This window comes from Psychrobacter immobilis, from assembly GCF_904846285.1.
Taxonomy (GTDB): Bacteria; Pseudomonadota; Gammaproteobacteria; order Pseudomonadales; family Moraxellaceae; genus Psychrobacter; species Psychrobacter immobilis_D.
In genome coordinates this window covers 38,001-63,693 of the sequence record NZ_CAJHAD010000004.1, presented here as the reverse complement: position 1 = coordinate 63,693, position 25,693 = coordinate 38,001, and the positions used below count along the sequence as shown (strand labels likewise).

At 41.3% G+C, this 25,693-nt stretch carries 20 protein-coding genes; 10 read left to right on the top strand and 10 right to left on the bottom strand.

Translation table 11 applies throughout. The features are described from left to right. Positions 1-133 precede the first annotated feature (133 nt). Both argJ and xthA read right to left on the bottom strand, forming a co-directional pair. On the bottom strand, positions 134-1,357 hold the full coding sequence (gene argJ / locus JMX13_RS04045) for a bifunctional glutamate N-acetyltransferase/amino-acid acetyltransferase ArgJ (RefSeq protein ID WP_201609852.1): 1,224 nt from the start codon (positions 1,355-1,357) through the stop codon (positions 134-136). Between the two features lie 120 nt (positions 1,358-1,477). Next, positions 1,478-2,302, bottom strand: a complete 825-nt coding sequence (gene xthA / locus JMX13_RS04040; RefSeq protein WP_201609850.1) for an exodeoxyribonuclease III — start codon at positions 2,300-2,302, stop codon at positions 1,478-1,480. Positions 2,303-2,584: 282 nt separating this feature from the next. Between xthA and JMX13_RS04035 the strand changes: the two genes are divergently transcribed. The 5 genes from JMX13_RS04035 (at position 2,585) to JMX13_RS04015 (ending at position 9,233) form a co-directional block, all read left to right on the top strand. Then, entirely contained in the window at positions 2,585-3,175 is a 591-nt protein-coding gene (locus JMX13_RS04035; protein WP_201609848.1) for a hotdog domain-containing protein, read from the top strand. Positions 3,176-3,229: 54 nt separating this feature from the next. Then, entirely contained in the window at positions 3,230-4,045 is an 816-nt protein-coding gene (locus JMX13_RS04030) for an ATP-binding cassette domain-containing protein (RefSeq protein WP_201609846.1), read from the top strand. 26 nt (positions 4,046-4,071) lie between these two features. Then, on the top strand, positions 4,072-4,860 hold the full coding sequence (locus JMX13_RS04025) for an ABC transporter permease (protein ID WP_227686208.1): 789 nt from the start codon (positions 4,072-4,074) through the stop codon (positions 4,858-4,860). A 403-nt stretch (positions 4,861-5,263) separates the two neighbouring features. Beyond that, positions 5,264-6,961: an AMP-binding protein gene (locus JMX13_RS04020; protein ID WP_201609837.1), complete on the top strand. Its 1,698-nt coding sequence runs from the start codon at positions 5,264-5,266 to the stop codon at positions 6,959-6,961. A gap of 571 nt (positions 6,962-7,532) precedes the next feature. Then, positions 7,533-9,233, top strand: a complete 1,701-nt coding sequence (locus JMX13_RS04015; RefSeq protein WP_201609835.1) for an AMP-binding protein — start codon at positions 7,533-7,535, stop codon at positions 9,231-9,233. A gap of 112 nt (positions 9,234-9,345) precedes the next feature. On the opposite strand, the gene JMX13_RS04010 is transcribed toward JMX13_RS04015, so the two are convergent. The 5 genes from JMX13_RS04010 to sohB form a co-directional block, all read right to left on the bottom strand. Further along, entirely contained in the window at positions 9,346-10,215 is an 870-nt protein-coding gene (locus tag JMX13_RS04010) for an SDR family oxidoreductase (protein WP_201609833.1), read from the bottom strand. Between the two features lie 292 nt (positions 10,216-10,507). Continuing rightward, complete coding sequence (locus JMX13_RS04005) at positions 10,508-11,266, bottom strand: histidine phosphatase family protein (RefSeq protein ID WP_201609831.1); 759 nt, start codon at positions 11,264-11,266, stop codon at positions 10,508-10,510. Positions 11,267-11,356: 90 nt separating this feature from the next. Next, the gene (locus tag JMX13_RS04000) at positions 11,357-12,640 is read right to left on the bottom strand and encodes a phosphotransferase family protein (RefSeq protein ID WP_201609823.1); all 1,284 of its coding nucleotides are present in this window, start codon (positions 12,638-12,640) and stop codon (positions 11,357-11,359) included. Between the two features lie 140 nt (positions 12,641-12,780). Then, positions 12,781-14,034 (bottom strand): acyl-CoA dehydrogenase family protein, encoded by a 1,254-nt coding sequence (locus tag JMX13_RS03995; protein ID WP_201610030.1) that lies wholly within the window; start codon positions 14,032-14,034, stop codon positions 12,781-12,783. Between the two features lie 293 nt (positions 14,035-14,327). Continuing rightward, entirely contained in the window at positions 14,328-15,344 is a 1,017-nt protein-coding gene (gene sohB, locus JMX13_RS03990) for a protease SohB (RefSeq protein WP_227686217.1), read from the bottom strand. Between the two features lie 400 nt (positions 15,345-15,744). On the opposite strand from sohB, the gene aspS reads away from it, so the two are divergent. The 3 genes from aspS (at position 15,745) to JMX13_RS03975 (ending at position 19,550) form a co-directional block, all read left to right on the top strand. Continuing rightward, positions 15,745-17,571 (top strand): aspartate--tRNA ligase, encoded by a 1,827-nt coding sequence (gene aspS / locus JMX13_RS03985; RefSeq protein ID WP_201610028.1) that lies wholly within the window; start codon positions 15,745-15,747, stop codon positions 17,569-17,571. 67 nt (positions 17,572-17,638) lie between these two features. Beyond that, complete coding sequence (locus tag JMX13_RS03980) at positions 17,639-18,574, top strand: lysophospholipid acyltransferase family protein (RefSeq protein WP_201609818.1); 936 nt, start codon at positions 17,639-17,641, stop codon at positions 18,572-18,574. 259 nt (positions 18,575-18,833) lie between these two features. Further along, entirely contained in the window at positions 18,834-19,550 is a 717-nt protein-coding gene (locus JMX13_RS03975) for a glycosyltransferase (RefSeq protein WP_413786300.1), read from the top strand. Between the two features lie 26 nt (positions 19,551-19,576). Here the strand turns inward: JMX13_RS03975 and JMX13_RS03970 are convergent, their stop codons facing one another. The 3 genes from JMX13_RS03970 to JMX13_RS03960 are packed head-to-tail and all read right to left on the bottom strand — an operon-like array spanning position 19,577 to position 22,638. After that, positions 19,577-20,545: a capsular polysaccharide synthesis protein gene (locus JMX13_RS03970; protein WP_201609815.1), complete on the bottom strand. Its 969-nt coding sequence runs from the start codon at positions 20,543-20,545 to the stop codon at positions 19,577-19,579. Next, positions 20,542-21,519, bottom strand: a complete 978-nt coding sequence (locus JMX13_RS03965) for a glycosyltransferase family 2 protein (RefSeq protein WP_201609813.1) — start codon at positions 21,517-21,519, stop codon at positions 20,542-20,544. The genes JMX13_RS03970 and JMX13_RS03965 overlap by 4 nt, the downstream gene beginning before the upstream one ends. Positions 21,520-21,549: 30 nt before the next feature. Continuing rightward, positions 21,550-22,638 carry a glycosyltransferase family 4 protein gene (locus JMX13_RS03960; RefSeq protein ID WP_201609811.1) on the bottom strand — a complete coding sequence of 363 codons (1,089 nt, stop codon included), beginning with the start codon at positions 22,636-22,638 and terminating at the stop codon, positions 21,550-21,552. Positions 22,639-22,981: 343 nt separating this feature from the next. Between JMX13_RS03960 and JMX13_RS03955 the strand changes: the two genes are divergently transcribed. Together JMX13_RS03955 and JMX13_RS03950 are read left to right on the top strand one after the other, a co-directional pair. Then, complete coding sequence (locus JMX13_RS03955) at positions 22,982-24,535, top strand: glycosyltransferase family 39 protein (protein WP_201609809.1); 1,554 nt, start codon at positions 22,982-22,984, stop codon at positions 24,533-24,535. A gap of 62 nt (positions 24,536-24,597) precedes the next feature. Then, positions 24,598-25,692, top strand: coding sequence for a glycosyltransferase family 2 protein (locus JMX13_RS03950; protein WP_201609807.1), 1,095 nt, complete (start codon positions 24,598-24,600; stop codon positions 25,690-25,692). Position 25,693 lies beyond the last annotated feature (1 nt).

Genomic DNA, 25,693 nt, shown 5'->3' with positions numbered 1-25,693 from the left:
TCGTTAATTAACAGTGATTTATTAATGAGAGAAATCGCGGTATTGAATAATTCGGTATTGGACATAAAAAAACGCTCAAAACTATGCATAAAAATGACAGCTTTGAGCGTTTGTATAAAAATATAGATGACTTTTAGCTACGATAATCGGCGTTTATCTTGACGTAATCGTAAGATAAATCGCAGGTATAAACGGTATCCTGAGCATCGCCACGTGCCAAATCAATATGAATGGTAATCTCAGGACGGCTCATGACCTTTTTGCCAGCCGCTTCCGTATAAGTCGGAGCCACACCGCCATTTTGACAAATCATCACTTCGTCTAGATAAACATCGACTTGCTCGGTATCAAGGTTATCGATACTCGCATAACCAACCGCTGCTAAGATACGACCCCAGTTGGCATCACTGGCAAAGAATGCGGTCTTGACCAGTGGTGAATGAGCAACGGCATATGCCACATCGCAGCATTCTTGGGTGGTATTGCCGCCCGTGACCTTTACCGTCATAAATTTGGTAGCACCTTCCCCATCTCGCACAATCAATTGCGCCAAACGTACAAACACCGCCGTCAAAGCAGCAAATATCGGCTGATAATGCGGATGTTCTGGGCTATCAATAACCTCTGAGCTCGCCGTACCTGTGGCAATCAAAACGCAGCAATCGTTGGTTGAGGTATCGCCATCGACAGTAATGCGGTTAAAAGATTGCTCGTTAATCTTGCTAAGCATTTCTTGCAATAAGTCAGCGGCGATATTAGCGTCCGTGGCCACATAGCCAAGCATGGTCGCCATATTAGGGCGTATCATGCCTGACCCTTTTGACATGCCCGTAATATGATAGCTGCTAGCATCGACATTCACCTTTTCACTAGCAAGCTTTGGAATGGTATCAGTGGTTCGAATGCCATTTGCGGCAGCGAGCCAATTATCAGTGCCTAAGTTGGCTAACGCATTGTCTAAGCCTGCGATGATGGCGTCACTGTTTAGCGGCTCACCTATCACACCAGTTGAAAACGGCAACACAGAGCTGACATCTACGCCAACTTTGGTAGCTAAAGCGCTACAGATATCAAGCGCACGGCGCATGCCATCAGCGCCTGTGCCAGCATTGGCATTGCCTGTATTGGTAATTAAATAACGCGGACTGGCTTTAGCAAAGTGTTCACGTAAGACGCGTACGGGCGCGGCACAAAAAGTGTTTTTCGTAGTAACAACCGCAGTGTTGGCGCTATAAGCAATTTCTATCACCACCAAATCATCGCGGTCTTTGTAGCGTACGCCTGCAGGGGTGGCGCTTAGTTTGATTCCATCAATAGGATAAATCGTATTGGGTACTGCAACGTTGCCGACAGCCATCATTCAATCCTTATTCATCAATGCTGATGCATTATTTATTGGTTATCTTTTATAAAATCTTCGTTATACACTCTTGGTTGTAAAGTCTGCTATTAAAAATCTGATGTTAAAAGCGAGTTATTATACTTTGTTTAAGTCAAAAGCTGCCCAAATTGGCGCATGATCAGAGGGTTTTTCCATGGCTCGTAGCTCATAGCTGATGCCTGCGTCGACGCAGTGCTCTATTAAATCCGCCGTACATAAAATGTGGTCAATACGCAGTCCGCGTTTCGGCTCATCATTAAAGCCGCGACTGCGATAATCAAACCAGCTATATAATTCGGTACTCTCTGGATAATGTAAACGATAAGTATCAGTCAGCTCGCGCGACATCAAGTCACTATACCATTCACGCTCTTCCGGTAAAAACGAGGTTTTTCTATTTTTAAGCCAGCGCTTCGCATTGACCTCACCGATACCAATATCGGTATCTTCTGGGGCAATATTCATATCACCCATGATAATCAGCGAGCGCCCTTCTGCTTTTAGCGTATCGATATAGGTCATCAAATCTGCATAATAAGCACGCTTCATAGGAAATTTGGTCGGATGATCTTGGCTCTCACCTTGCGGGAAATAACCGTTAAGCACATCCACTTCACGTCCATCAAATATATAACGCGCATGGATAAAGCGTTTTTGCGCCTCTGCATCTTCACCCGGAAAGCCTTTTTGTACAAAAATAGGGGCAACCTTGGACAGTAGAGCGACGCCATAATGGGCTTTTTGACCGAAATACTCGACGTGATAGCCCAAGCTCTCGACATTTTCGAGTGGAAACTGCTCATCATGTACCTTGGTTTCTTGCAAACCCATCACATCAGGGTCGATTACCTCTCGTACCGCCTCTAGCTGATGTTGGCGAGCGCGGATACCATTGATATTAAAACTGACAAAACGGGTCATAAATTATCCTATACTAGTGAATTAAAACAAAGTGTGACTATACACAAGTGCGGCTGTTAAAAAGTGCTGCTATAAACTAGACAAAGCGGCAATATATAAAGGATTATGATAACAGACATCAGCAAGGCTATCTGTTGCGCGCCCTTATTTCTTACGATAGAGTAGCTGTTAGAAGTCACAACCTGTGCGTTAACATTATTAATGAAGCAGTTTTTTATTAAACGCTTCAGTTAAGTACTTTTACTAAGCACTTTTTTTCAAGCAAATTTATTGAGCATTATTATGATAACAACCCCGAATAAAAATACCGATACCACACCCATTAGCGCAACCAAACCGCTATTTGCCACTGACTATAATGTGTATATTAACCATACTGATGCGGGTGGCATAGTCTATCATGCCAATCATTTAGTATTCTTCGAAAACTGTCGCCGCGACTGGTTTACTAAGCTTGGTTTAAATGGGTATTTTTTGCAGACCGATGATGGTGACATTCAGCACTTTGTCGTCAGTCAAGCAGACCTGCAATACAAAAAAGCCATTCTATTAGACGAAGTTATCAATGTACGCATCGATAAGGTTGAGCTCAAACCTGCCAGCATTATATTTTATCAAAGTATCCATCGCTCATCGCCAAATGTGGATGCAGATGATAACACTCAAGCGAGCTCTGCTTTTTTAAGCAGTACCCTATTAAGCAGCACCAAAATCGTTATCGCTTGTGTACAAAATCAAATCATGCCAACTCCTATATCGAATGATGGTTCTGATGCTACTGTGAATCACAACGCGTCCATGCGTCCTATTCGTGTACCGCAAAAATTGCGCGATACCATTCAGCAAGCAATCACACAACACGCTGATCAATAAAACACTTAACTGACTGGCCTATGAGCGCTGATAAGACAAATAATAAGGCCTTTTATGCTAGTATTTGAAGATATCTGGATATATAGCAAGGGCGCTGCGATAGCAAACCCTAATCATAGCGCGCTTGCTCATTCAAGCTTTACTCCGTTTCCTACTTACCGCCGATGGCGCACAAAAAGACAGAAGAACTCAGCGTCCGATGGCGTTGATGCTTTATCTATTAATAAACGAGCACTGATAAGTGGCAGCAGTGGTACGTTGTTGGCTGGGCAAGTAACGGTTTTGACCGGTGCTTCTGGCAGTGGCAAGTCCTTTTTATTGCGTGTATTGGCAGGGCTACTGCCTATGACCACAGGCGATGTTTGGCTACAAAGCGATGAACAAAATAGCCATACTCGTCATAACATTCATGAAATAGCACTCACGCAATGGCGCTCACAGGTCGCCCTTCTCGCGCAGCAGCCTCAATTACTAGAAGGCAGCGTGGTTGATAACCTGCAGTTGCCTTACCGCTTGGCAATCCATCAGCAAAAGCATTTTAATATCGATTGGCATATCGAGCAGCTTGAGCATTTAGAGCGCATCCCTGACTTTTTACAACAAGACGCTAATACTTTGTCAGGTGGTGAAAAGCAACTGGTCAATACGCTGCGTTTATTACAATTAAATCCGCAAGTGCTGTTATTGGATGAACCTACTGCGGCCTTAGATGTCGATACCTCAGCGAAACTCATCCACTTGCTTGTCAGTTGGTTACGGCGTGAGCCAAAGCGAACATTACTATGGGTGACTCATGACACGCACGATATTATGCCGTTAGCAGATAAGCATTGGCATATGCAAGCAGGGGTTTTAACTAAAGTAGATTAACATAGTCTTTATAACGAGCTCCCGTCATGAGTACAGATAACATGCAAATCGTACTGACTAACGCTGACATTGCGCTTGCCAGCAGTTTGATTATTATCGTGCTGGTCGTGTCATGGTTTTTACGTCTAAGATTGACCAAAACACTTGTCATTGCTGCTATCCGTACGGTGATACAGCTTAGCTTTATCGGACTAATACTGGCATGGATTTTTGCTCGGGAACAATGGTACGAAGTCCTTATTATTTTGACCATCATGACTTTGATTGCCGGGAGCGCTGCCAAAAATCGAGTCAAACGTACTTATAAAGGCTTATTAGTCGATACGTTAATCGCTGTCAGTACATCAGCAGTATTGGTGACAGTCATCGCTATTAGCCTTATTTTACAAGTGCAACCTTGGTATACACCGCAATTTATCATTCCTATACTCGGCTTAATACTTGGCAATTCTTTAACGGCCATCTCCTTGACCAGCAATCAGCTTATCGAAAACCTTCATGGGCAACAAGGGCGCATAGAGATGATGTTAAGCCTATCTGCCACACCATTTGAAGCGGTACATGAACAAATACGAGCTGCGATCATCAATGGCATGACGCCCACCCTAAATTCAATGCTGGTTGTCGGTATTGTCAGCCTACCAGGTATGATGACTGGGCAAATACTTGCTGGCGCAGACCCTACCCAAGCGGTACGTTATCAGATTGTAACGATGTTTTTAATCTGCGTCAGTAGTACCCTTGGCTGTACGATAAGCGCTTTACTCATTCATCGGCGTTTTTTTAATAAAAAGCAGCAGCTCGTCCTACCATAACGACCGTTGGTCATTTTTTTCTTGCATAATAGTTAAATGGTTTTATTAGCATTAAATATGTACTGGGCAGTACGCTCATGTTAATATTGCCTTTACTTAGATTCATGCTAATGTATTGCTTAAATGTATCATTATATCGCCGATGCATTATTTTTTAGTTGCAGAGAAGTGGTAAAAACGGTGTAAAACTAGGTATGATTTTTAAGATGGGCGAATTTACTTGATATTAACGCTTTTATCATTTTTCAAAAATGAACAATAGTTACAAATTTAGCGGTCCGTCAATAGATAAGGATGTTATCAAACTCAGCGGCAATTTTTTTATGTCAGCGCTGATTTTTTTATTGACATGGATATGACTGCTTAACGATAGAAACCTAATTGAACTACCAGGACGCTGACTATGATGTTGAATAAACCTTGGCTTGCCCAATACCCTAAGAGTGTACCAAAAACTATCGATCCAGATAGATATGGCAGCATCATGGAGCTATATGAAGAGTGCTTCGACCGCTTTCGTTTGCATCCGATGAGTATCTGTATGGGCGTGACCCATACTTATGATGACATTGATAAGGCGTCTCTTGCGGTCGCTGCTTGGTTACAGGCGCAAGGATTGCCTCAAGGCAGCGTGGTTGCACTCATGATGCCAAACGTGCCGCAGTATCTGCCAACGATGATTGGTATTTTGCGCGCAGGTTACGTTTGTACGCCAGTCAACCCTCTGTATACCGGTCGCGAGCTGCGTCATCAACTAAATGATTCAGGCGCTCAGGTTATCTTTGTGGTTGATAATTTTGCTCAAGCACTCGAACAGGTTATTGATGAGACCAATATCAAACGTATCGTCTTATCAAAAATGGGCGATATGATGGGTCTAAAAGGTATTTTAGTGAATACCATTATTCGTCAGGTCAAACGCTTGGTACCAAAATATAAGCTTAATGATCCTAAACATGAAGTAACGAAGTTTCCAGATGTGCTAAAAAAAGGCAAGCACTTGCCCTTCCAAAAGCCAAAAATGAACTTGGATCAAAAAGCCTTTTTACAATATACCGGTGGTACAACAGGTTTATCTAAAGGCGCCATTTTATCTCAGCGTAATATCGTCGCAGGCGCCATGCAATCAGAAGCTTGGACGCGCCCGATTACCTCAGAGATTAATGAGGTCTATATCAATATGGTCATGGCACTACCGCTGTATCATATTTTTGCGTTTATGCTGAGCTCATTAGGCATGCGTTCGGGCTATACCTTTATATTGATACCTAATCCACGTGATATCCCTGGATTTATCAAAACCTTATCAAAACAACCGTTCCATATTTTCCCAGCGGTTAATACCTTGTTTAAAGGCTTGCTTGATCATCCAAACTTTAAAGACCTTGATTTTAGCTCGCTACGTATCTCGCAAGCAGGTGGTATGGCGGCAACCGAACAGACGGCAGCACGCTGGCTTGAGACCACTGGCTGCGCCATGATTGAAGGTTGGGGTATGACCGAAGGTGTCGCAGTCGGTACTGCCAACGTCGTTACTGACCGTAAGTTTAATGGCACCATTGGTGTTCCTGTGCCAAGCGTTGATGTTATCATCATTGACGATGAAGGCAATCGCGTTGGTGTCAACCAAGCAGGTGAGATGTGTGTTAAAGGCCCTAACGTTACTTCAGGTTACCTGAACAGAGACAGTAGCGAAGACTTTACCCAAGATGGCTATTTCCGCACTGGCGACATTGTCAGCATGGATGAAAAAGGCTACTTTAGATTATTAGACCGTAAAAAAGACATGATTTTGGTCTCAGGCTTTAATGTCTTCCCTAACGAAGTAGAGTCCGTCATGCTTGATTGTGAAGGGATTATTGATTGCGCCGTGATTGGTATTCCTGACGATCGTCAAGGTGAAGCAGTCAAAATCTATGTTATTCCTGCTGATAATAACGTTACTAAAAACTCAATCAAAGAATTTGCCCTAGACAACATGACTGGTTATAAATGCCCGCGTCATATCGAGTTTGTGAATGAGTTGCCAAAAAGTAATGTCGGTAAAGTACTGCGCCAAAAACTGCGTGAAAAGCATATCGCTGACAATCCACAACGTTAATTAACGCAAAGCCTCAATGGCTTATTAATATAAAAGCCATGAAAAAAGCGCTCTATCATATATAGGGTGCTTTTTTGTGCTTTACCACCTTTTATCTTATATTCACAACCACTTATCTTATTTTACTTGCAACACAGTTCTTTTACTTTATCAAACTTAATTATAAACTAACAAGTTCTTGTATAAGAATAACCAGCTCAATGGTAGTTATGTTAATGTACTGCCAAAATATGTTACGCTATTATTTATTAACTTATATTAATAGTATCTTCGATTGAGGTTAACCGACTAGCCTTATGTGGATGATAATATTTTTTGTTTTAATATTAAAATCTTTTACTAGCCGTTTAATCTACTTAAATACTTATTTTTGGTAGTTAAATATCTTTTTCGTAAAACAATCTTGCAATTTAATACATTTGTATAAAGGTCACCGTATTTTAGCAGTCTGTGGATAAATAGGATAACACTCGACAATCCATTGCTTATATAGCGATGATAATGTTGTTGACAAGGATGTGACTACTTTTTTATAGAACCTTAACTTATCGTAAATTTAAGGACGCTAAGTATGACCACTGATAAACCTTGGCTTGCTCAATACCCAGCAAACGTACCTAAAACCATCAATCCTGATCAGTATGAGAGCCTCATAGAGTTATATGAAGAGTGCTTTAACCGCTTTCGTATGCACCCTATGACTATTTGTATGGGTGTGACTCATACTTATGGTGATGTTGATAAAGCCTCTCTTGCCGTCGCTGCTTGGTTGCAAGCACAAGGCATTCCTAAAGGCAGCGTCGTTGCGCTTATGATGCCAAACGTACCACAGTACTTACCGACCATGATTGGTATTTTACGTGCAGGCTATGTTTGTACCCCTATCAATCCTCTGTATACCGGTCGCGAACTGCGTCATCAACTAAATGATTCAGGTGCTCAAGTGATTTTTGTGGTCGATAACTTTGCTCAAGCGCTTGAGCAAGTGATCGAAGAGACGGATATCAAACGTATTGTCCTATCAAAAATGGGCGATATGATGGGTCTAAAAGGTATTTTGGTCAATACGGTTATCCGTCAGGTCAAACGCTTAGTACCGAAGTACAATCTTAATGATCCTAAATATAACGTTACCAAATTCCCTGACGTGCTTAAAAAAGGTAAAAACCTGCCGTTCCAAGCACCAAAAACGTCATTGCAACAAAAAGCGATTTTGCAATATACCGGTGGTACAACAGGCTTGTCTAAAGGCGCTGTATTAACTCAGCGTAACGTCGTCGCTGCCGCAATGCAGTCAGAAGCATGGTACCGTCCTGTTACCTCGGAGATTAATGAGGTATATATCAATATGGTCATGGCACTGCCGCTTTATCATATTTTTGCCTTTATGCTGAGCTTACTTGGTATGCGTTCTGGTTATACCTTTATTTTGATACCAAACCCACGCGATATGCCTGGATTTATCAAAACCTTATCAAAACAACCATTCCATATTTTCCCAGCGGTCAATACCTTGTTTAAAGGGTTGCTTGATCAACCTAATTTTAAAGACTTAGATTTTAGCTCATTACGTATCTCGCAAGCAGGTGGTATGGCAGCGACCGAACAGACCGCTGCACGCTGGTTGGAAGTTACTGGCTGTCCAATGGTTGAAGGTTGGGGTATGACCGAAGGCGTAGCGGCAGGTACAGCTAACGTCATCACAGATCGCAAATTCAACGGTACCATTGGTATTCCTGTCCCAAGTGTTGATATTATTGTGGTTGATGATAATGGTGAGACCGTCGGTTATAATCAGTCGGGTGAGATGTGCATTAAAGGACCAAATATTACCTCTGGCTACTTTAATAAAGACAATACCAATGACTTTACCAAAGATGGTTATTTCCGTACTGGCGATATCATCAGTATGGATGAAAAAGGTTATATCACCTTACTTGATCGTAAAAAAGATATGATTTTGGTCTCAGGCTTTAACGTCTTCCCTAATGAAATCGAGTCAGTGATGCTTGATTGTAAAGGGATTGTTGAATGTGCGGTCATCGGCATTCCTGATGACCATCAAGGTGAGGCGGTTAAAATCTATATCGTGCCTGCCGATAACAATGTCAGTAAAAGCGACATCAAAGAGTTCGCTATCGATAACTTAACTGGCTATAAATGCCCGCGTCATATCGAGTTTGTCAGCGAGCTACCAAAGAGCAATGTCGGTAAAGTACTACGTCAAAAACTGCGTGAAAAACATATATCAGATAACCCGCAAACCTTGTAATATTTAAAACTTTAAAGTTTCAAAAATAATAAAAGCCCGCTATATAAAATGTAGCGGGCTTTTTATTGGTTTGATTTTAATACTTCTGACATCATCAGCAAAAAAACTGCTATCAGCTGACTCTATTGACCACTTGTAATGGCAAGTGTTTCATAGCTTTACCGACAATCGACCATGGCAAACTTGGTACACAAGCTTCGTCGACCTCCGCCTCAATCGCGGCGACGATTGCTTTGGTACCCGTCTCGGCATCTACTTCAAACGGTAAAGGTTTGGCATTTTCATTGATCTCCGTGCGCACATAACCGGGATAAATAGTAGACACTTTGATCGGCAGCTTGGTCAATAACATATCCGCACGGATACCTTCTGCGAGATGCGCCAAGCCCGCCTTACTTGCACCATAAGCGGTCAAATGCTTAGGTAAGCCGCGCATCGCTGACATACTAGATATCACGACCAAATGACCACTATTTTGTGCACGGAAGATATTCATCGCTGCTTCACATTGGGCGAGCGCTGAGATAAAGTTAATTTCAACCGTTTTACGATTGGTATCAAAACGCCCTTTCCCAATCCGGCGACTATCGCCAATACCAGCATTGACCACCACGCGATCGATATGTTCAAAATCCGCTGCGAACGCATCAAATACGTCGAATATCGCCTCGTAATCGCTGACATCTAAGACTTTATATTCAATACGAATATCAGGATACTGGACCATCAACTCTGACTTTAGATTTTCTAAACGATCAGCACGGCGGGCACAAATAGCAAGGTTATAGCCAAGTTTAGCAAATAATCGTGCCATGCCCTCGCCCAATCCTGAGCTCGCGCCGGTGATTAAAATCGTTTTACCGCGTCCAACTTGCTGCTTATTCAAGCCTTTCAGATAACGCGCTGGCTGAATAGCACTAAATAGCTGATTTTTATGTTGCTTAGCACTACTAGTGACTAAGTTTATTAATTTATTTTTCATGGACCATCCTATCCTGTTGGTATCAATATAAATGACGTCGATTATCTATCATAGCGTAAACCTATAGACTTAGCTTAGCTTAGCTTAGCTTAGCTTAGCTTAGCTTAGCTTAGCAGTTATAGCGTAAACCAAACACGCAATCAATTTACAGTACCATAAAGTTAAAGCATTTTAACGATGCTAATTATTGATTTTAAAACCATAAAAAGCGGCTACCTAGTTACAGTAACCGCTTTATTATGTTTTTAATTGGCTTCTTAATCATGGCTTTAATATTTTACTCATCTCTTTTTTAGCGCCATGTCACAAAGCGTTTGCCATCAGCGAATAAATGACTGTACTCATTTAGAGACAATAAGCGACTACGTTCGTTTTTAAGCGTAAGTGACGTCACGCCGGTGTTTACCAAGCTTTTATTGATTTGATACGCCATCGAGCTGCCTTGTTGTAATAACTGCGCGGTGATAGCAGCGATGATACCGCCTGAGGTAAAGACCAGCACTGTATCATCAACGCCCAACTGTAAATTAGCAACTTGCAGACGGACCTGCTCAAGCGCTTGCTTGGCACGCTCATTAAATTGCAGCCAGCTCTCGATATAATCGTTGTCATTTTCACCCGCATGCCAGCGCTGCATCGCGTCGTCAAACAGCTCCGCTAGACGTGTGACCGGCACTTCTGCTTTAGCAATCTCAGCGGCAATTGCTACGCGACTAGCAAAAGCAGGATTCGATTTTATCAGTACATCTTTATGATTAAACTCATCAAATTGCGGCAGCACATAGCTATCAGGCTCATTTAGATTGATAGCAGACACGCTCGGTTTCTCGTTACCCTCGCCAAAAGATGACTGATAACTTTGCCAAAAATGACGTGCAGAATCTTGCTGCCTAACCAAACTACCGCTAAAAATCGCATCGATTCGTCGTTGGGTCGTTGCATAATGCTGACCCAGCATTTGTGCCTGCATACCACCAAGCTCTGAGAGCTGATCGTAATCTTCTTGCCCAAATGACGCTTGACCATGACGTGCTAAAAGTATGGTTGTCATAAAACATTGCCTTATTAATCGTACTTTTTTCAATTTTTTAGATTTAATAAACTGCTATAAATTTCTGCATTTGATATGCGTTTGAAGCGTTTATTCTTGAGTTTTAGAAGTACTTTGTCCAAAATAGCTTTTTGGTAAAATGCCTTTGATAACCGTTTGAATAGGACTCGGCAGTTGCTCAACCATAGCCGCATCGACGCCCATATCTTGCAGGTGCGGTTGCACGTGGCTCGTAAATAAAGCCTCGCCTTCATATTGAGCAATAAGTTTTAGACATTTAGCATGTAAGACATGGACGATAATCCAAAAATTCTTGAAAGCTGGATTGCTGGTTTGTTTATTATAATAACGATAATAAATCTGCTGCACGATACCCGCTAGGCGAAACAAGCCAAACACTTCATAAAAAGTCCAGTTATCTATCTTAAGGCCAGTCTTTTCAAGATAATAGGCAACCACTTCGTCACGCGTCATCATGCCTTTCAAATGTGTTGGCTGACGGCGAGATTGCTGCATGATGATGTTATCGTCTTCTTCAATCCAGTAAGCCAATGCGCTGCCCAAATCCATCAAAGGATCACCTAAGGTTGCCATTTCCCAATCGAGCACACCGATGACCTTGGTCGGATCATCAGCCGCCAAAATCACATTATCAAAGCGCCAATCATTATGAATGAGGCAGGTTTTACTATCAGCAGGCGTGTGCTTGCCAAGCCATTGACGTACTAAGGCAAAACTTGGCACCTTGGGCGTCTTGGCTTTGACATAACGCTTATCCCAACCCGTCACTTGGCGCTCACAGTACCCTTCGCCACGACCTAAATTCACTAAATCAGGATGCTTGGTATAATCGACTTGATGCAATTCAATCAAGGCGTCGATGACGTTGGTACATAGGGCACGCGTTTGCTCTGGATCTAAATCAACGCCTTTTGGCAAATTGGCACGAGGAATGATGCCTTCCATACGCTCCATGACATAAAAATCGGCTCCAATAACGTCTTCATCAGTACAGAGCGCGACCATCTTTGGTACGTACGGATAAGCGTCTTTTAAAGCTTCTTGCACGGTATATTCGCGCACCATATCATGCGCTGATTTGGCTTTAGTGCCTTTTGGTGGACGTCGCAGAATCAAGTCTTGGTCTGTGCCCTCACCATTATATTGCAAGCGATAAGTCCAGTTTGAAGCGCCACCTGAGAATTGGGTAACGGTTGGCTCGCCTTTTATATCGACGCCTTGCTCTCGTAGCCAAGCGCTGACCGCTTTAGCGTCGAGCTCTTCGCCCTCGCGCACTTCGCCGCCTTTATCTAGGACTTTATTAACGGCTTGATTGTCAGCATCGCTGTTGTTGGCAGGGTATTCAGTTGCCATAAGATGTTCCTTATCGTGTGGTCGTTTATTTTTTATAAGTCTTTTATTCTTTATAAAAGCTTAAGAGTTAAAAATTCACCATCAAATAATCGATAGTGAATTTTTAGTCGTGCAATTCAAATGACGATTTAGTAGGCCTTCTAAGATTTAACAGGCTTTGATGAAGAACGGCTAAAACCGTGACGTTTTAATTCTAATTTAGCAATCATAGTTTTATGAACTTCATCAGGACCATCGGCTAAACGTAGCGCTCGTGCTTGCGCAAAGAAAGCAGGCAACATCGTATCTTGACAAACGCCCATACCACCATGGATTTGAATTGCCATATCAACCACTTCTTGTAATACCGTTGGTGCAACGACTTTAATCGCAGAAATTTCAGTCAATGCTGCTTTGGTACCTTGGGCATCCATTTTTTGCGCCGCGTATAACGTCAGCAGGCGCGCTTGGTCAATTTTAATACGTGCGTCAGCAATACGCTCAAAGTTACCGCCCAGTTGTAGCAATGGTTTACCAAAAGCCGTACGCTGCATACCACGTTTGACCGCTAGCTCAAGAGACTTTTCGGCAGCACCAATACAACGCATGCAATGATGGATACGACCTGGCCCTAATCGACCTTGCGCAATCTCAAAGCCCATTCCGGGTCCACCGATAAAGTTATTAACTGGCACACGCACATTGTTAAAGCTGACTTCACCATGACCGTGCGGCGCATCATAATCGCCAAATACTTTTAGCATACGCTCAATCTTGACGCCTGCTGTCTTTGCTGGCACCAATACCATCGAATGCTGATGATGACGGTCTTTATTTTCATCAGGGGTATAGGCCATAACAATCAAAACATCGACCGCAGGGTCGCCAAGACCAGATGACCACCACTTACTACCATTAATGATAATCTCATCACCATCGACGACAGCCGTCGCCTGCATATTGGTCGCATCACTTGACGCCACATCAGGCTCAGTCATACAAAACACCGAACGCGTTTTACCTTCTAATATTGGCGTGAGCCACTTGTCTTGCTGCTCATCAGAACCATAGCGCCATAATAATTCCATATTACCGCTATCAGGGGCATTACAGTTAAAGACATAAGGCGCTAACAAACTGCGACCGGTCAGCTCGGCAATCGGTGCATAATCGGTAACAGAAAGCCCAGCACCAAGCTTATCATCTGGTAAAAAAAGATTCCATAAACCCGCCTCGCGCGCTTGTTTACGCAGGCTCTCGTACTTTTCTGGCCAGTGCCATTTGGTCCAATCGCCGTCTGGGTTTTGCGCATGACAATCCGCCCAAAACTGTGCTTCTATTGGCTCGATTTGGGTTTCGATAAATTCTTTGACTTTGGCATGCATGGCTTGACCATGTTCGGTGGCGGTAAACATTAATGTGTCGGTAGACATAGTTGACATCCTTTTCTTTGCTTATAGTTAATAACTTTTATAAAATTCACATTGAGATTCTATATATCGAGATTTCATAAAAAGATTAATGATATTTTATAGTGTACGTGCGTATACTCTCTTTTATCTGCACTATTTATAACACAGCATTTATGATTAAACAGCAAAAAAGGCGCGACCCGCTAGGACACGCCTTTTACAAAATACAAACAATGCACGATTCGCTGTTGAAATGCTAGAACGCTAATTATCAAGTAACCTAATGATATTTAGACTTATTTTAGAATATTCAAACGACTGTTCAAATCAAAACGTGCCAATGCATCTGGTAGCTTATCAACCGCCATGCTGATTGTTGCTTCTGCGGCTTGTGACAAACCCAATTTTTCTGCTAACGTTGGCTTTTGACGTGAATGCAGCGCATACACTTCATTATTTTCCATACGCTCTAAAATATAGCTGTCAGAGGTTTGCAGGCTATCGATTAAATTAAGTTTTAGGGCATCTTCACCATACCAATGCTCGCCAGTCGCCACTTTAGCGACATCTAATGTTGGACGATAAGTATTGACGAAATGCTTAAACAACTCGTGCGTCTGCTCAAGTTCTTCTTGATATTTGGCGCGGTCTTCAGCGTCATTTTCACCAAATACGGTCACGGTACGTTTGTAATCACCAGCGGTAAACATCTCATAATCGACGTCGTGATTTTTGAGCCATTTATGGAAGTTTGGTAATTGCGATACCACACCGATTGAGCCAATCACAGCAAATGGTGCGGCGACGATATTGTCGGCGACACAAGCCATCATATAACCGCCACTGGCCGCGACTTTATCGACACAAACGGTGAGTTTTAGACCCGCGTCTTTTAAACGTGCTAATTGTGCCGCTGCCAATCCATAGCTATGAACCAAACCGCCGCCTGATTCTAAGCGTACCACGACTTCATCACCTTTATTAGCGGTGCTGATAAGCGTGCTGATTTCTTCACGTAAATGCTTCACTGCTGTGGCTTTGATATCGCCATCAAAATCAAGAACAAATACTTGTTGCTTATCATCGCTATTTTTCTTTTTATTTTTGCTTTTAGTTTTTACTTTTAAGGCTTGCTTGGCTTTTTTCGCCATGGTTTTTTTCAGTTGTTTAAGCGCCGCTTTACCTTGGGTCGCCTCCATCAGGTCTTCACGACGTTGCTCTTGACTTTTATTGAGATGAATAACTCTTAGCTCAACAGGATTTTTAGAAGGATGAAAAAGCATGAGCAGGATTCCTTGATAGTTAAAATAAATAATGGTAATGCATAATTGAAGTGGTTTTAATTTTAATAAGGTTTGATAAGTTAGCCTGATATGCGCACGCTGGCTAGTATTTTCAAGCAAAATGACAATATTTAACCCAATGCAAATATTACTGAATAAATACGCCCACTACGAATACATTCCTGCACTTCGATTGAACATCACTGATTGGACGCCACAGGTTGTATAACAAGGGCAGATTAGGCATAATATGTGTTTACACCAAATTTTCTGCAGCCAACGTGATGACCATTTGTCTTATATCGCGTTATTCGTGCTTTTTTAGTTAAAGGCTTAAATGGCACGGCGCATGTATCACACAATAGCGGCTGCATTATTGTATTTCGAATTGGGCTGACAACTGGATAATTATATTATGACGCAAAGCACTATGACGCATAGCGAATACCGAGACGAATATTGCGGAGCCGTAACCGAAAGCTTCATCGATCAGACCATTAGTATCGTAGGCTGGGTACATCGTCGTCGCGATCACGGTGGCGTGATTTTTTTAGACATGCGTGACCGCGCGGGTATCTTGCAGGTCGTCGTTGACCCTGATACGCCAGAAGCGTTTGCGATTGCCGATGCGGTACGTCCTGAATACGTGCTAAAAATCACTGGTCGCGTACGCCGCCGTTATGAAGGTACCGAAAACAATAATATGACCAGTGGTCAGATTGAGCTGCTGGGCAAAGAGATTGAAGTATTGGCAAAATCTGAAACACCGCCTTTCCCATTAAATGATGAGAAAACCACGGTATCAGAAGATTTGCGTTTAAAATATCGCTACCTTGATATGCGTCGTCCGCAAATGCAAGAGCGTATGGTTTTTCGTGCTAAAGCCACCTCAACGATTCGTCGTTATCTAGACGACCATGGTTTCTTAGACGTTGAAACCCCCATCTTGACTCGTGCCACACCAGAAGGCGCACGCGATTATCTGGTGCCTTCACGCACTCGCCCGGGTAACTTCTTTGCCCTGCCGCAGTCACCACAGCTATTTAAACAGTTATTGATGGTGTCAGGATTTGATCGTTATTATCAAATCGCTAAGTGTTTCCGTGACGAAGACTTACGTGCTGACCGTCAGCCTGAATTTACCCAAGTCGATATTGAGACTTCTTTCTTAAATGAAGAAGAAATCATGAATATCAACGAAGGTTTGATTAAGCATCTGTTTAAAACCATGATGAATGTGGATTTTGAAGACTTCCCGCGTATGACTTACGCTGAAGCGATGCGTGACTATGCGTCAGACAAGCCCGACTTACGTATTCCATTAAAACTCATCGACGTTGCTGATTTAATGAAAGACGTTGATTTTAAAGTCTTTGCTGGACCTGCTAACGATCCTAAAGGCCGCGTTGCTGCCCTACGTATCCCTGGCGGCGCTTCGCTCAGCCGTAAGCAAATCGATGCTTATACCAAGTTTGTTGGTATTTATGGTGCGCGTGGTTTGGCTTATATTAAAGTCAACGACGCCAGCAACATCAACAACGGCGTGGATAAAGAATCTGGTCTACAGTCGCCTATCATCAAAAACATGACTGATGACGTATTGGCAAGCTTGATTGAGCGTACGGGTGCAGAGAGTAATGATATTATCTTCTTCGGTGCTGATAAAGCCAGTGTCGTCAACGATGCCATCGGTGCGTTACGTCAAAAAATTGGTCTAGACTTAGACATGCTGACCTGCGAATGGGCGCCTCTTTGGGTGACTGACTTCCCAATGTTTGAAGAAACTGACGATGGCAAATGGACCTCAATGCACCATCCATTCACAAAGCCAAAAGGTTCTGTTGAAGAACTGAAAACCAATCCTGAAGCGGCACTTTCTATCGCTTATGATATGGTACTAAATGGCACAGAAGTTGGCGGTGGTAGCTTACGTATCAATACCTATGATATGCAGCAAGCCGTACTCGAAGCGCTTGGTATCGGCGAGCAAGAGGCCCAAGATAAGTTTGGTTTCTTACTTGACGCCTTAAAATTCGGTGCGCCTCCGCATGGTGGTTTGGCATTTGGTTTAGATCGCCTGATTATGCTTATGGTCGGTGCAGACTCCATTCGTGATGTCATTGCCTTCCCAAAAACCAAAACGGCTGAGTGCCCACTAACCCAAGCACCTGCTGAAGTTGATAGCAAGCAGCTACGTGACCTTGGTATCCGTGTGCGCGAAAAAGCACAGGCTGACACCAACAAACCTGCGCAATAAATAGTCAGATAATGCTTAGTTACTTATTGTCTGACTGGTTATGTAATTTATCACCATGCGAATGGTCATGAATCCATATCATCTCTTCAAATTCGTGCCACTGTCTGTTTTGCAGATGCTGGCACGTTTTGTTGCCTGGGTAATATTACGCCTACCAAATACTAGTATTATGCGTACTGTGCGTATCAATATGGCACTGGTTGCACCGTCGTTATCTGCTCATCAAAAACGCGCATTAACCAAAGAGATTATTTATCATCAATGTTTAACCAGTATCGAATCTATTAAAAGCTGGGCAATGCCACCGCAGTGGAGCATTGCCCAGATTCGTGACGTGCATAATAAAGAGTACTTACTAGAAGGGCTTGCCAATCCTAATGGTATGCTGGCGATTGTCCCCCATCTGGGGACGTGGGAGATGATGAACGCGTGGCTTAATCAGTTTGGCGCGCCAACGATTATGTATAAGCCTGTTAAAGGTAAGCTTACCAACAATTTTGTTCTACAAGGTCGCTCGCGTCTTAATGCGACACTGGTTCCGACCGATGGTAGCGGCGTCAAAGCGGTTTTTAAAACCTTAAAACAAGGCGGTTTTAGTATTGTATTGCCTGATCACGTTCCTGAGCCTTCAGGTGGCGTAATTGTGCCCTTTTTTGGTATTGAAACCTTAACCAGCACATTGGCGTCAAAACTTGCCAGTAAAACCAAGTGTGCGTTGGTTGGTTTATCTTGTATTCGCCGCGATGATGGACAAGGTTTTGATATCTATTGTTATAAGTTAGACGATCCAGCACTCTATGACCGCAATACCGAAAACGCGGCGTATGCGCTCAATATTGCCATGCAGCATATGATTGAAGCTCATTACAGTCATTATATGTGGGGTTATCGCCGTTTCAAACAAATCCCTTTATTAGACAACCCTTATAGGGCTGACGAAAAAACTTTGGCTGATTTTATCAGCGGTAATACTCAAAAACATGCCTTACATGATAATAAGTAAGTGTCTAATAATTTTGAAGTTTGATTCAAATAAGCAACATTCGTACAATCAGTTAAGCATCTAGAAATATCGTCAATGATAGCTATGCTAATATGAGCAAGCGGTTGTTTATTAGGATATTTTTTGACTGACTAATGACTGAACAAATCTTCATTGACTTTAATATGAGTACATTATGGCGCCTGACGTAACCAGCCTTTCATCGACCGAGCAGCTACAAACCGATTATAGCTCTGCCGAGCAGCGCTATGTCATCTGTATGAAATGGGGCGATAAATACGGTGCAGAATATGTCAACCGTCTTTACAGCATGGTCAGTCGACACTTGACTTTAGATTTTCAAATGGTCTGTTTAACCGATGATAGTACTGGCATCGACCCTGCCGTTCAATGTTACCCTATTCCAGAAATGGATTTACCAGCAGGCCCTGAACGTGGCTGGAAAAAGCTGACCACTTTTAAGCCAGAGTTATATGATTTAAAAGGTGTTGTCTTATTCTTAGACATTGATATCGTTATCGTCGATAATATCGATGCTTTTTTCACTTATGAAGCTGAATATGAAGACAGCGTGGTCATTATTCGTGACTGGAAAAAGCCATGGCGCATGATTGGCAATAGCTCGGTTTATCGCTTTAACATCGGTATGGGTTACTATCCTGATTTGCTCGCAAACTTTGAGCGCAACTTTGAAACCATTCGCACACAGGTTCGTCATGAGCAGGCTTATCTTTCTAACTATCTGCGTGAGCATCACCATTTAGAGTACTGGGATAAAAACTGGTGTGTCAGTTTTAAATATCAGTGTATGGCGCCTACTCCTTTGAATTTTGTACGTGCACCGACGTTACCTGAAGGCGCAAAAATTGTTATCTTTCATGGTGAGATTAATCCACCAGACGCCATCAAAGGTGGCGGCGGTAAATGGTATCGTCATGTGAAGCCTAGCCCTTGGTTGCAAGAGTATTGGGTGTAGCGGTTAAACTAGCAATAACGACTATTTTATTGATTTTTTGTTAAATAACCGTAATAGGTCAAGTCGCCCAATAGTGTTTTTTCTTTAAGCGTATCGTGCAGGCTTAGCTTGTGCATTGAAGCTTGTGCTTTGATAGCTTCAAATTCACTGTGATCAAACTTCTCCTTCATTTTAAATTGTAAAAGATGCGGCAGAGTATCGTCTTTTACTGGAAAATCAAAGTCAACTACGCCTACTCCTCGTAACTCATTTATCATAATTTGAAAGAAAAAATAGTGCGGAATCGCCTCTTCAGTTTTCCAAAAGTATAATAGTAGATCTAACATAATAGAGGACAACTTACTGCTAGCACGACCATAAATAATACTGCTTAAATACTTAACCTTTAGAGTGTCTCTCCAACTAAAGTAAACATGCTTATCGCCTGTCCCCCAGTTTTTATTAACTGAGTTTGGGTCTCTAGAAAACATGAAAAAGTCGTAATCACTATATTGCGTAGGTATGGTTTCGGTCAGTAATATAGAAGCATCAAGCCATATCCCACCATAAACATTAATCAGTGCGACTCTAAGTAAATCTGAGAAAAAAACGGGTTTGAATACAGAGTTTTTTCGTTTTTCAGCAATAAAATCTGGCAATTCAAGATAGTCTTCTAAGTTATCATCAGTAATACGTATGACTTCATAATCACCTTTATATCTATCTACTGAAGCAAAACATAGCTTGGCGGTGTCATTCGCGTTTTCTATTCCTTGTGCCCAGTATTGCCAAATAACTTTTCTATTGTTCAGGTCTTTTTTTGGCTTTATTTGATACTTATCGATATTTCCATCTTGGTATTCCCTAATGATCGATTGCCAATATTCAGCTACAGCAACTTGAGTTGGCAACTCATCATATTTATACCTCCAAGATTTTCTTACACTTCTAGGCACTAAGCCGTGGTAAAAAATCTTGAAAGGTTTATTACTGACAATATCAAAAATTTTATTCACGACTTATGCCCTTTCTTTTTAAATAACATATCTACTTTTGATTTTTTGAGTCTTATTATCTTTTTTTGAAAAAAAGATAATCTATTATAAGTAGCTGAGTAAAGTTTCGAAAAATAATCACTATAATGAATATCGACGTAAGATAAAAGTTGAGCCTGCTTATTTTTATCGAGTTTTGTAATAAGACCTGTGTAATGCTTATAAACTTTATATTTTAAATAGATGAAGCCTAATTCATTATCGTCAACTACTTTATATTTCTCAATACGGTACTGAAAAGCTGACAAATAATTATCCACATATTTTTCATTCAAGTTTTGGACAATAGACCCTTGTCGTTCGCGATATTTTATAATAGGCATTTTGAGATAACTGAACTTAAAATGATTATTAGAGACATCTGTTATATAGTAGATATCTTCAAAATTAACACCTTCTTTAAATCTTACATCTTGTATCAACTGTCTTCTAAAGACTTTATTCCAAATATGATTACTTTTATTTTGAATAATATTATCTAAGAAGTTATTGTTATTATTGATATAATTTTTATTAGCTTTGCCTAGAAAAGCTTTTTTCTTTACCTCTTTTTTCCCTCGTAATGATACATAATCGGCACATAGCACATCCGATTTCAATTTCTCTATTTGAGACATAACCGATGAATAAGCGTTTTCATACATAACATCATCAGAGTCAATAAACCAGATATACTCTGTTTGCGCCATATCAAAAAGCGTATTGCGTGTGGCTGATAACCCTCTATTATAAGGAGCGTCGAAGATTTGCACTTGAGGGTGATTTTCAAAACGCTTGATAATAGCTGTACTATTATCTGTCGAAGCATCGTTCATTATTAAAATAGATGCTCTAGTATCGATTTGAGTGAGTATGGATTCTATACACTCTTCTACATAATCCGCTACATTATAAACAGGTATTAAAATACCAATTGTTAGATCTTCTTTATTCATACAACACTCACATTAAAAACTTTATAATAATTAACAGCTTGTTAATAAATCCTGAAATAACTCATAATATGCTTGAGTGACCTGTTTTTTATCATAATGAACTAAAACTTTCTCTCTAGCTGCAACTGCTAATGATTGATAAAAGGCAGGATTGGATAAAACAAACTCAATAATATCTGCTAGTGCATTAGCATCACCGATTGGAAACAGAAAACCATCGTTTTTATCTTCAATTAATTCCTCTACACCCACAGCTCGACTACCAATCACCACACAAGCACTTGCCATTGCTTCTAATACTGCAAGATTCAATCCTTCGAACCTGCTGGACATCACAAACACCTTATGCTGCGATAATAATTTATCCACTTCGCTACTGTATTCAATAAAATTAACTTGGCTCTGTAAGTCATAACGCTTTACTAGTTCGTGTACTTCTTTCTTATAACTTTTACGCCCACTGCCTACTAAAGTTAAATTCGGCAGGATACCTTTATGTTTTAGCCTATTTAAGGCTTCAATCAAGGTAATGTGATCTTTACTTTTAGCATACCTACCCACCATTATAATATCTTGCGGCCGTTCTTTTACTGGCAAAAGTCCTTTACCACCAAATCTAGTAGTATCAATGCCATTAGTAATTGCTTGAATAGGTGCATGCAGTCCTTGTTTAGATAAGACTTCTGCCACACCCTTAGAAACTGCCACCACTCTGTCAGTAGATTCGCTTAACTTACGACTTTGCCTTAGTTTCCATGGCGTATATCGCTCTTGAGAGTTATGCTCTATTTGTACCAAATGAGGAACCTTTGCCAGTATACCTGCATACCTACCTAACAAATGTTCAGGAAAACCATGAGCAACTAAAATATCAGGTTGCCACTTTTCACATAGCTTCTTTAGCTCATATATTGTAGCGATATGAGCCACACCAGTAATAACGCGATAATCGATATTTTTTTTGTCTAGCTCCATTAACTTTTCTGGAACTGTGGTCTTTTTCTGTCGTAATACTAGCAGACTATCAATTCCCGCTAATTTATTATGAGCGTCTGTTAAATCTATAGCTACTCTAGTGGCTCCCGAGAAGCCCCCTGTCACAAAATGCAATACTTTCAATTATTTCACCATTAATTTTATTTTAATTAGAAACTATTTTATAGAGAGACATTAACACTGCCCCTTTAACCCCTACATAGCAACATCTGCTTTAAATCAATACTTTATAAAACCACTATTTAAGATTGGCTAGATGTCTCCAACGTTCAACTAATTGCTCATAGTTTTGATATATATGTAGACTTTATTCCTTTGCTTAAAGAAATATAACTATTAAGTTGGAATCTTATTGATTAGCAATCGCAATAATAAATGATTACAATACACCCCTCTAGCAATCTCTTGGTTAGTAATAACCAAAATATAAGTATTCCTATAAGACTATATATTTACGAGTTTATTCATGACAGCTCATACTGAACCGCAAAATATTTTATACAAATGGCGACCATTTTTTGTATTTATATGCTTATATTTTATAGCTTGGAGTATCTTACCTGTATTTATCTCAAGCAGTGTACCTTTAGACGTAAGTGAAGGAGTTAATTGGGGGCACGAATGGCAATGGGGTTATTATAAACATCCCCCACTATCGTCATGGATATTATACAATTTTTATAAATTGTTTGGTCATATTGGCCCTTATTTACTCAGCCAATTATACGTCTTACTAACCTTAGTCCTAATTTACCAGTTAGGCAAAAAAATTTGGTCACCTACCACTACTCTAATCGGTAGCGCATTAACTTTGGCGGTTCTTTATTACACCTATCCTAGCCTTGAGTTTAATCACAATGTCGCCCAGTTTCCCATTTGGGCTGGATTATATTTAGCGTTGTATCAATCTTTGACCCAAAACCGTCTCAGAGATTGGATATTACTGGGTGTGCTTGGTGGACTTGGTATGCTGACCAAGTACACTGTAATATTTTTACTGATACCAATGGCATTATATTTAGTGTTACCGAAACAGTGGCCTCTCTTAAGACAGCCAAAACCGTGGATAGCGGCTTTTGTGATGCTAGCAGTTTTTGCACCGCATTTGTATTGGCTGATAACTCATGATTGGTTACCGCTTAGTTATGCAAGTGGACGCTCACAAGAAGTTGATGCTGGTGCATATAACATCAAGCGGCATTTTAGCTGGATAGGATTTATCACTGCTCAGCTTGTCGCGCATATTCCACTATTGATCATACTGGCTTTAAATCGCAAACGCTTAGTCAGCATTCATGAGTATAAAAAGAGCGTACCGCATGATGCATTGTTGCTATGGTATATGTGGTTATCACCAATAGCGGTATTGATTGTTTTAAGCTTAATATTTGGAATTGGCTTGCGTGATATGTGGGGTATGCCAATGTGGGCGTTATCGGGGTTGCTCGCCGCTTCATTTATAGCACCTACTAATGAATTATTGACCGCAACTAAGCTACGTAAAGCGATTATTATCTGGTTATCTGTTGCGACTGTACTAATGATAGTATATGTGGGTTTCGGTGACAAGATTCGTCATAAGCCTTCTCGTATGCAATGGCCGGAGCAGGCATTGGCAATTCAAGCACAAACTACTTGGCAGTCATTAAGTAGCTGTAATCTCGATAGTGTGTCGGGCGAGCCTTGGCTTGGATCGTTAGTTGCTATGAATAGTGGCTTTCCATCACAAATGATATCAGGACCTGCAAGCCACTCGCCTTGGATGAATACCCGACGTCTTCAAGAGCACGGTACATTAGTGATGTGGCAAGAGAGTGAGGAAGATATCGTGCTGCCCTTGCTTGACGATGTTAGCGTTATCAAGGCCAATGAACTAGGTAGCAATCACGCCAATAAAAACACTTTGGTCAAACAACAAGGGCAATGGCGAATTGACTGGCGTGATAACAAGGTAAAGAAGCCGTTATTAATAAACTGGGTGGCTTATGTTCCGAGCCGCTGCTTCCAGCCTTCCAAATAATGTATTGTCTATGAATGCCTACTTAACGATCATTTATATTGAATAAACTAATTGAGTTTTTTATGTCACATCATCCGTCGCAATCTCGGCCTTATTTATCTATTATCATACCCGCGTATAATGATGCTGATGCTTTAAAGGGCTTTTTACCAGAAGTCTTTGCGTTTACACAGACACTGCGCGCTCCTGTAACAGATAGCTCATCGACACAACAAAACAGTGAAACGACGATAGCAACTTGTGAGATTATTATTGTTGATGATGGTAGCCGCGATCATTCCGTTAATGTGGTGACAGATTTGATGACTACTCGCCCATCAAATACAGAGTTAGAAATCATACGTTTATCACGTAACTTTGGTAAAGAGCCTGCACTCAGTGCAGGGCTAGCCGCAGCGAGAGGTGATATGGTTGCTATGATTGATGCTGATGGACAGCACCCTTTACCAATACTTGCGCAAATGCTAGCGATGATTGAGCAATCAGATATTGATATGGTTGCAGGCATTCAGGCCAATCGTCCGCATGAGAGCAGGTTGGCAAAAACCTTAAAGAGCAGTTTCTATCATTTTATCCAAGACAGCCAACGCTACGAGATTCGTCCCAATGCTGGCGATTTTCGAGTGATGAACCGTAAGGTATTAAATGCCTTACGCTCACTCCCAGAGCGCCAACGCTTTATGAAAGGTTTGTATGCTTGGGTTGGTTTTAATACGGTCTACCTGCCCTTTACCGCTGCCAATCGTGATACTGGTGAAAGTAAATTTAATTATGGTAGCTTATTTGAATTGGCACTCGTAGGTATTACCTCATTTTCTCAACGACCATTAAAACTAATATCACGTATGGGTTTTGTCGTCTCTGCATTGGCTTTTTTATACGGCTTATATATTGTAATAGATACGTTAATATTTGGTAGTGATGTCGCAGGTTGGGCAACTGTCGCAGCAGGGATTATGTTTTCCACTGGTATTCAATTGGTGTGTATTGGTGTGATTGGTGAATATGTGGGTAGGCTATATGAAGAGGTCAAACAGCGCCCACTATATTTAATTGATGAGGTCATCAATAGCAAATCGTCCAATACTCACCATCAATATGCTGATGATTACTCACAAGCTACTATCGATACTACGATAGATAAACATGATGGATAAA

Excerpts from the sequence above, each read along its gene's own strand:
- argJ (WP_201609852.1), bottom strand. The coding sequence starts at position 1,357 with ATGGCTGTCGGCAACGTTGCAGTACCCAATACGATTTATCCTATTGAT.
- xthA (WP_201609850.1), bottom strand. The coding sequence starts at position 2,302 with ATGACCCGTTTTGTCAGTTTTAATATCAATGGTATCCGCGCTCGCCAA.
- JMX13_RS04035 (WP_201609848.1), top strand. The coding sequence starts at position 2,585 with ATGATAACAACCCCGAATAAAAATACCGATACCACACCCATTAGCGCA.
- JMX13_RS04030 (WP_201609846.1), top strand. The coding sequence starts at position 3,230 with ATGCTAGTATTTGAAGATATCTGGATATATAGCAAGGGCGCTGCGATA.
- JMX13_RS04025 (WP_227686208.1), top strand. The coding sequence starts at position 4,072 with ATGAGTACAGATAACATGCAAATCGTACTGACTAACGCTGACATTGCG.
- JMX13_RS04020 (WP_201609837.1), top strand. The coding sequence starts at position 5,264 with ATGATGTTGAATAAACCTTGGCTTGCCCAATACCCTAAGAGTGTACCA.
- JMX13_RS04015 (WP_201609835.1), top strand. The coding sequence starts at position 7,533 with ATGACCACTGATAAACCTTGGCTTGCTCAATACCCAGCAAACGTACCT.
- JMX13_RS04010 (WP_201609833.1), bottom strand. The coding sequence starts at position 10,215 with ATGAAAAATAAATTAATAAACTTAGTCACTAGTAGTGCTAAGCAACAT.
- JMX13_RS04005 (WP_201609831.1), bottom strand. The coding sequence starts at position 11,266 with ATGACAACCATACTTTTAGCACGTCATGGTCAAGCGTCATTTGGGCAA.
- JMX13_RS04000 (WP_201609823.1), bottom strand. The coding sequence starts at position 12,640 with ATGGCAACTGAATACCCTGCCAACAACAGCGATGCTGACAATCAAGCC.
- JMX13_RS03995 (WP_201610030.1), bottom strand. The coding sequence starts at position 14,034 with ATGTTTACCGCCACCGAACATGGTCAAGCCATGCATGCCAAAGTCAAA.
- aspS (WP_201610028.1), top strand. The coding sequence starts at position 15,745 with ATGACGCATAGCGAATACCGAGACGAATATTGCGGAGCCGTAACCGAA.
- JMX13_RS03980 (WP_201609818.1), top strand. The coding sequence starts at position 17,639 with ATGAATCCATATCATCTCTTCAAATTCGTGCCACTGTCTGTTTTGCAG.
- JMX13_RS03975 (WP_413786300.1), top strand. The coding sequence starts at position 18,834 with ATGAAATGGGGCGATAAATACGGTGCAGAATATGTCAACCGTCTTTAC.
- JMX13_RS03965 (WP_201609813.1), bottom strand. The coding sequence starts at position 21,519 with ATGAATAAAGAAGATCTAACAATTGGTATTTTAATACCTGTTTATAAT.
- JMX13_RS03955 (WP_201609809.1), top strand. The coding sequence starts at position 22,982 with ATGACAGCTCATACTGAACCGCAAAATATTTTATACAAATGGCGACCA.
- JMX13_RS03950 (WP_201609807.1), top strand. The coding sequence starts at position 24,598 with ATGTCACATCATCCGTCGCAATCTCGGCCTTATTTATCTATTATCATA.